6 protein-coding genes are annotated in these 6,940 nt (G+C 63.6%); 2 read left to right on the plus strand and 4 right to left on the minus strand.

Going from position 1 to position 6,940, the window contains the following annotated elements; translation table 11 throughout:
* The 4 genes from CWO89_RS38565 to CWO89_RS38580 form a co-directional block, all read right to left on the minus strand.
* Positions 1 to 409 (minus strand): thiamine pyrophosphate-binding protein (locus CWO89_RS38565; protein ID WP_245476771.1); only part of this gene is annotated, 409 nt, incomplete at its 3' end.
* 204 nt (positions 410 to 613) lie between these two features.
* Positions 614 to 1,096: a GFA family protein gene (locus CWO89_RS38570; protein ID WP_130583572.1), complete on the minus strand. Its 483-nt coding sequence runs from the start codon at positions 1,094 to 1,096 to the stop codon at positions 614 to 616.
* A 110-nt stretch (positions 1,097 to 1,206) separates the two neighbouring features.
* The gene (locus tag CWO89_RS38575) at positions 1,207 to 2,334 is read right to left on the minus strand and encodes an alkene reductase (RefSeq protein WP_130583573.1); all 1,128 of its coding nucleotides are present in this window, start codon (positions 2,332 to 2,334) and stop codon (positions 1,207 to 1,209) included.
* A 116-nt stretch (positions 2,335 to 2,450) separates the two neighbouring features.
* Positions 2,451 to 3,947 (minus strand): aldehyde dehydrogenase family protein, encoded by a 1,497-nt coding sequence (locus CWO89_RS38580; protein ID WP_130583574.1) that lies wholly within the window; start codon positions 3,945 to 3,947, stop codon positions 2,451 to 2,453.
* 217 nt (positions 3,948 to 4,164) lie between these two features.
* Here CWO89_RS38580 and CWO89_RS38585 point away from each other — a divergent pair, with 217 nt between their 5' ends.
* Both CWO89_RS38585 and CWO89_RS38590 read left to right on the plus strand, forming a co-directional pair.
* Positions 4,165 to 5,016, plus strand: coding sequence for an SDR family NAD(P)-dependent oxidoreductase (locus tag CWO89_RS38585; RefSeq protein ID WP_130583575.1), 852 nt, complete (start codon positions 4,165 to 4,167; stop codon positions 5,014 to 5,016).
* 127 nt (positions 5,017 to 5,143) lie between these two features.
* Positions 5,144 to 6,550 carry an aldehyde dehydrogenase family protein gene (locus CWO89_RS38590; protein ID WP_130583576.1) on the plus strand — a complete coding sequence of 469 codons (1,407 nt, stop codon included), beginning with the start codon at positions 5,144 to 5,146 and terminating at the stop codon, positions 6,548 to 6,550.
* Positions 6,551 to 6,940 lie beyond the last annotated feature (390 nt).

Raw genomic sequence — 6,940 nt, forward strand, 5'->3', positions numbered from 1 at the left:
CTAGTCGCGTCACCTCAACCGCCCATTTCACCAGCGGCTCGGCCATCTGCACCAGCGGCCCATAAAGCACCGGCTCCGTCAAGCCGTGGCCCTGCTCCTGCTGGCCGGCGGTGAGGATCAATGGCGTGCCGGTGAATTTGGCGTTGAACAACGAGCCCATCGCGTTGCCGAGCCCGGGCGCGACATGGACGTTGCAGGCGACGAGCTTGCCGGAGGCGCGGCTGAACCCGTCGGCCATCGCCACCACCAGGCTCTCCTGCATTGCCATCACATAGGTGAGGTCGGGATGATCCTTCAGCGCATGCATGATCGGCAATTCGGTGGTGCCGGGATTGCCGAACAGATGCGAGATGCCCTCGTCCTTCAACAGCGCCAGGAACGCCGAACGCCCGGTAATGCGATTCTTCATGTCTCCTCCTACCCTCGGGCTCATTGGCGCGCGGGAAGAGGCATCATGACCAAACTTGCCGGCCTCGAGCAATCGCGCCTGCGCTCATGGCTGCCTTGCGCAGAGGCTTGCGGGCACACGGCGTAGCCCGGATGAAGCGCAGCGCAATCCAGGGTTTGCACCGTGTCGCCGGATTGCGCTTCGCTCCATCCGGGCTACGAAGAATCAAAACATCCCCTCGCGATCCGGCCGCTTCTTCTTTTTCGAGCGATGCCAGACCACGCCAGGATAACCCTTCAGCGGCACCAGCGGTTCGCCGGTATAGGCCCACTCCTGCAGCTCTTCGATTGCGATGTGATAGAGCGGTTGCCGGCCGGTACGGCCCAAGAACAGCGCGCGCGGAATGTTCACCATGTGCGCCGAATGCGCGCGCTCGTAAAACAGCGGCGTGCCGCAGGTCGCGCAGAAGCTGCGCACGGTCTTCGTCGCCGGATCCTCATAGCGCGTGATCGCATCCTCTCCCGCGATGATGCGAAACCGCTTGCGCCAGCTCCCGACATAGGTCGCGTAGGCCGCCCCATGCGCGCGGCGGCTCGGCGCGGAATGATCGTGCCAGGCCCAGCGCGCCGGCACGTCGATCTCAAGCCGAACTGCGCCGCACAGGCATTGGCCCGACGCGATACCTCCTGCAGCGGCAGCTTTGGCCATTCTCGCTTCTCGTTTCCTCGTCATTGCGAGGAGCGAAAGCGACGAAGCAATCCATCTCTCCACGCGCGGAACCATGGATTGCTTCGCTGCGCTCGCAATGACAGCGATGTTTACGCCTGTGCCATCTCGTTGTGCGCGGGATAATCGGTATATCCCTTCTCCTCGCCGCCGTAGAACGTCGCGCGATTATACGGCGTTATCGGATAGCTGCGCTGCAGCCGGCGCGGCAGGTCCGGATTGGAGATGAAGATGCGGCCGAAGGCGATTGCGTCCGCGTGTCCCGCGGCGATTGCGGCATCCGCCGTCTCGCCGGTGAAGCCGCCGGCGGTGATCAGGACGCCGCTCCACATCGGGCGGTACAGCACCATCGCCGACGGCACGTTCTGGTGATTGACCTCGGCGCGGCCGGCGCCGGAGGAGCGCGGCTCGATGAAGTGCAGATAGGCAAGCCCGAGCGGATCGAGCGACTTGATGGCGTGGCCGTAGAGCGGCATCGGGTCCGCCTCGCCGCTGCCATTGGCGATGCCGTAAGGCGACAGCCGCACGCCGACGCGGTTCGCTCCCCACACCTCGATCACGGCCTTCGTCACTTCCATCAGGAAGCGCACGCGGTTCTCGATGGAGCCACCATACTGGTCGGTGCGCAAATTGCTGCGCGACTGCAGGAACTGCTCGACCAGATAGCCGTTGGCGCCGTGGATCTCGACGCCGTCGAAGCCGGCTTTCAGCGCGTTCTTCGCACCCTCGCGGTAGGCCTCGATCACGCCGGGAATCTCAGAGGTCTCGAACGCGCGCGGCGTCTCGTAATCGACGACCTTGCCGTCCGCCGTCATCGCCTTGAATTCGGACGAGATCGCCACGGCGGAAGGCGCGACCGGCAGCGCGCCGCCCGGCTGGAACGAGGAATGTGAGACGCGTCCGACATGCCAGAGCTGCAGGAAGATAATGCCGCCCTTGGCGTGCACGGCATCGACCACTTTCCGCCAGCCGGCAATTTGCTGCTCGCTGTAGATGCCGGGAATGCCGGGACTGCCGAACCCGGTATTCACCACAGGCGAGGCTTCCGCGATGATCAGGCCACCCGGCGTGGCGCGTTGAGCATAATATTCCACGTTCAGCGGCCGTGGCGCCAGCGACGGCTTTTCCGCGCGCATCCGCGTCAAGGGCGCCATCACCACGCGATGCTGGAGCTGGTAGGGACCGAACTTGAGAGGAGAGAAAAGCGACGGGAATTTCATGCCTGCCCCGGATTTTGTGTTGTCGTTGCCGGCACTATAGGGGAGGCACGCGCCGCTGAAAAGCGAGTGGCGGCCACGAGGGCCGCCACTCGGAAGAACACCGCGCCGCTTAAATATCAGGCCGTCTTGATCCAGACCGCCTTGACGTTGAGATATTCTTCCAGATGCTGCTTGCCGGATTCACGGCCATAGCCGCTCATCTTGTAGCCGCCGAACGGCACCGCCGGGTCCATCGCCTGGTAGCAGTTGACCCAGACCGAGCCGGCGCGCAGCGCCCGCGCAACCTGATGCGCCTTGCTGACATTGGTAGTCCAGACACCGCTGCCGAGCCCGAACATCGTGGCATTGGCGCGCTGGATCAATTCGTCGGTATCCTTGAAGGCGATTGCGGAGATGACAGGCCCGAAGATCTCCTCCTGCGCGATGCGCATATTGTCCTGCACATTGGCGAACACCGTGGGCTGCACGAAATAGCCTTTGGCGAGCGGCCCTTCGGTCAGCCGTGCGCCGCCGGCAACCGCCTTCGCGCCCTCCTTCTGGCCGATCTCGAGATAGTCGGAGACACGATCCATCTGCTGCTGCGACACCAGGGGGCCGATCTGCGTGTTCGGGTCGATGCCGTTGCCGACCTGTAGCTTCCTGCCGAACTCGGCGACGCGGCCGACGAACTCGTCATAGACCTTCTGCTCGACGAACAGCCGCGTACCCGCGCTGCAGATCTGCCCGGAATTGGCAAACACCGCCATCGCCGCGCCCGGCACCGCCTGGTCGAGATCGGCATCGGCGAACACGATGTCCGGCGACTTCCCGCCGAGCTCGAGCGAGACGCGCTTGAGGTTGCCAGCGGACGCCCGCACGATCGCCTGTCCCGTGACGTGCGAACCGGTGAAGGCGACCTTGTCGACGCCGGGATGTGAGGAGAGCGCCGCGCCCGCGGTCTCGCCGTAGCCCGGCACCACGTTGACGACACCAGGCGGAATGCCGGCTTCCATGCAGAGCTCGGCGAGCCGCAGCGACGTCAGTGGCGCTTCTTCCGCCGGCTTCAGCACGACTGTGCAGCCGGTTGCGATCGCCGGACCGATCTTCCAGACGCTGGCCGCCAAGGGCCCGTTCCAGGGAATGATCGCGCCGACCACACCGACCGACTCCTTCAAGGTGTAGGAGAAGATCTCGCCCGGCAGCGAGTTCTCGATGGTCTCGCCATGCAGCGCGGTCGCCTGACCGGCGTAATAACGGAGCATGCCGAGCACCCGCAGGCGGTTGCCGCGGGTGCGGCTGATCGGCGCGCCCATGTCGAGCGTATCGAGCTGCGACAGTTCCTCGAAATTCTTCTCCACCAGTTCGGCCAGCTTCAGGAGCATGCTTTGCCGCTCGAACGGCTTGACCTTGCTCCACGGGCCCTCGAAGGCCCGGCGCGCCGCTGCCACAGCGCGGTTGATGTCTTCCGCGTCGCCTTCGGCCACGGTCGCGAGCAATTCGCCGGTCGCGGGATTGTGGGTCTCGAACTTTTTACCGGAGGCCGCATCGAGCCATTGGCCGTCGATCAGCATCTTCTTGTAGGAACCGTCCGCGTAAGGATGACGCGTGATCGGAATTGCCTGTGTGACAGCCATGTTTGCACTCCCTTGATATGGAACGAGATTTAAATGACGGGCCTTGCGGGTTTCAGACCCGTTATATGCGGAACTCTACAACGGCGACCCGAATCCGTAAAGCAGCCGGCCTCATAGCGGGCAGTGCGGCAATGAAGACCTCCCATGCACCTTCGCGCATGGCATGCCCGCCGTGTTAGCCTAGAGATCGCTGCCACATATTTGTCGGAGAGAGACGATGCCACATCCCGCCATGTCGCCAAATCATGTCGCCGTAATCACCGGAGGCGCGTCCGGTATCGGACTCGCCGCCGCCATGCGCTTCGCCGCTTCGGGCATGAAGGTCTGTGTCGCCGATATCGGTGTCGACCGTCTCAAGGAAGCCGCCACAAAACTGTCATCGATCGCGCCCGGCGGCGCCGGCAGCATCATGACCGAAACCGTCGACGTCAGCCGGTTCGAGGATCTCGTGAAGCTGGAAAGCGCGGTGCAACAGCGGTTCGGCGGCACCGACATCCTGATGAACAATGCCGGCATCCAGCCGGGCAGCCAAATGTTCGGTCCGCGCGAGAACTGGCAGAGGATTCTCGGCGTCAACCTGTGGGGCATCATCAACGGCACGCATGCCTTCGTGCCGCGCATGATCGAGCGCGGGCGCGACGGCCTCGTCATCAACACCGGTTCCAAGCAGGGCATCACGACGCCTCCGGGCGATCCGGCCTACAACGTATCCAAGGCCGGCGTGAAGGCCTTCACCGAGGCGCTGCAGCATGAATTGCGCAACACGCCGGGCTGCCGCCTCACCGCGCATCTGCTCATCCCCGGCTTCGTCTTCACCGGCCTGACCGCACGCGGCCGCGCCGAGAAGCCGGCCAGCGCCTGGACGTCGGAGCAGACGATCGACTTCATGATCGAGCGCCTGGATGCGGGCGACTTCTACATCCTTTGCCCCGACAATGACGTGCCGCGGCAGCTCGACGAGCGGCGCATCCTCTGGGCCGTCGGCGACATCGTCGAGAACCGTCCCGCGCTGTCGCGCTGGCATCCGGATTATGCGGACGCCTTCGCGGCGTTCGTGAAGGGAAAATAGTCGCCCTATCACCGTCAAGTCCGATCTTGGCAATAGCCGATCTTCCGCAATCGTGATATGCACGTGAATATAACGAGGTTCATAACCGGCGAGGCGCCAAGGGCCCGTTCACAGGGAGAGCAAGCCAATGAGTGATTATAATCTTCTGATCGACGGAAAGATGGTACCCGGCGATCTGACCATGCCGGTCCTCAATCCAGCGACCGAAGACGTGCTGGCGCAATGTCCGCGCGCGTCCAAGCAGCAGCTCGATCAGGCCGTCGCCGCCGCCAAGGCCGCCTTCCCGGCCTGGGCCGCCACGCCGATCGAGGAGCGCCGCAAGCTTGTGATCAAGATGGCGGAAGCGATCGAGGCCAATGGCAACGAACTCGCGCGAATTCTGACCAGCGAGCAGGGCAAGCCGCTGGCGGATGCGACGGGCGAGGTCATGGGCATGGCCGCCTTCTTCCGTTATCTCGGCTCGCTCGATCTGCCGATGCGGGTGGTCGAGAATTCCGGCGACCGCCGCGTCGAAGCCTATCGCCGCCCGCTCGGCGTGGTCGGCGCCATCATCCCCTGGAACTATCCGCTGCTGATCCTCAGCTTCAAGCTGCCGTCGGTCCTGCTTGCAGGCAACACGCTCGTGGTGAAGCCCGCGCCCACCACCCCGCTCTCGACGCTGCGCTTTGCCGAGCTCGTGCAGGACATCCTGCCGAAGGGCGTGCTCAACGTGATCGCCGATGCCAACGACCTCGGCGACCACATGACGAAACACCCTGATATCCGCAAGATCTCGTTCACCGGTTCAACGGCGACGGGGCAGAAGGTGATGGCGAGCGCTGCGCAGACCTTGAAGCGCATCACGCTGGAACTCGGCGGCAACGACGCCGGCATCGTGCTCGACGACGTCGATCCGAAGAAGGTTGCGCCCGGCATCTTCGAAGGCGCGTTCCAGAATTCCGGCCAGGTCTGCCTCGCCATCAAGCGGCTCTATGTGCACGAATCCGTCTACGACGAGATTTGCAACGAATTGGTCGCGATCGCGAAGAACACCGTGGTCGATGACGGCTCCAAGCAAGGCACCAAGCTCGGTCCGCTGCAGAACAAGATGCAGTACGAAAAGGTGAAGGCGTTCCTGGAGGACGCCCACAAGAACGGCAACGTGATCGCCGGCGGATCGGCGATGGACCGTCCGGGCTACTTCATCGAGCCCACTTTGGTGCGCGACATCAAGGAGGGGTCGAGGCTGGTCGACGAGGAGCAGTTCGGGCCGGTGCTGCCGATCATCAAATACTCCGACAACGAGGATGTGATCCGCCGCGCCAACGCGACCAATTACGGGCTCGGCGCGTCGGTGTGGTCGTCGGACACCGCGCGGGCTCACAAGATCGCGAGCCGCATCGAGGCCGGCACGGTGTGGATCAACAAGCATCTCGACATGGCCCCGAACATCCCGTTCGGCGGCGCCAAGCAGTCGGGCATCGGCACCGAATTCGCCGAAGAGGGTCTTGCCGAATTCACCCAGCTTCAGATCATCAACGCGCCGCCGGCGTAACGCGAACCAAAAATCAAACGACCGCGGCCTTCGTGCCGCGGTCGTTTTTTTCGCCCGCAACGAAGCGGGCGTTTTTCATTTCGGATGTAATACCACAGCGCTACTCCGACTGCGCCGTTCAACTCTCTCTAAACTGGAATTTAAACTCCGCTCGCACGGAGTTGAGCGGTGTGCGCATCGCGATCTCGCAAATGATCGCCACCTGATCATGATCGCGGGCTGGGTGCGATACTGACGGAGTGGTGTAATGTTACGCAAGATGGTTATCGCATTGTTGGCGGCTGCATCGGTTGGTCTTGCGGCGGCGCCGACGGTAGCGTTGGCGCGCGGTGGCGGAGGCGGCGGCGGCCATGGTGGTGGCGGCTTCGGTGGAGGCGGCGGCCATGGTGG

Origin of the sequence: Bradyrhizobium sp. Leo170, assembly GCF_004296405.1 — a bacterium.
Lineage (GTDB): Bacteria > Pseudomonadota > Alphaproteobacteria > Rhizobiales > Xanthobacteraceae > Bradyrhizobium.

What these genes read in the sequence shown, in the direction of transcription:
- CWO89_RS38575 (WP_130583573.1), bottom strand. Translation starts at nt 2,334, where the DNA reads ATGAAATTCCCGTCGCTTTTCTCTCCTCTCAAGTTCGGTCCCTACCAG.
- CWO89_RS38590 (WP_130583576.1), top strand. Translation starts at nt 5,144, where the DNA reads ATGAGTGATTATAATCTTCTGATCGACGGAAAGATGGTACCCGGCGAT.
- CWO89_RS38580 (WP_130583574.1), bottom strand. Translation starts at nt 3,947, where the DNA reads ATGGCTGTCACACAGGCAATTCCGATCACGCGTCATCCTTACGCGGAC.
- CWO89_RS38585 (WP_130583575.1), top strand. Translation starts at nt 4,165, where the DNA reads ATGCCACATCCCGCCATGTCGCCAAATCATGTCGCCGTAATCACCGGA.
- CWO89_RS38570 (WP_130583572.1), bottom strand. Translation starts at nt 1,096, where the DNA reads ATGGCCAAAGCTGCCGCTGCAGGAGGTATCGCGTCGGGCCAATGCCTG.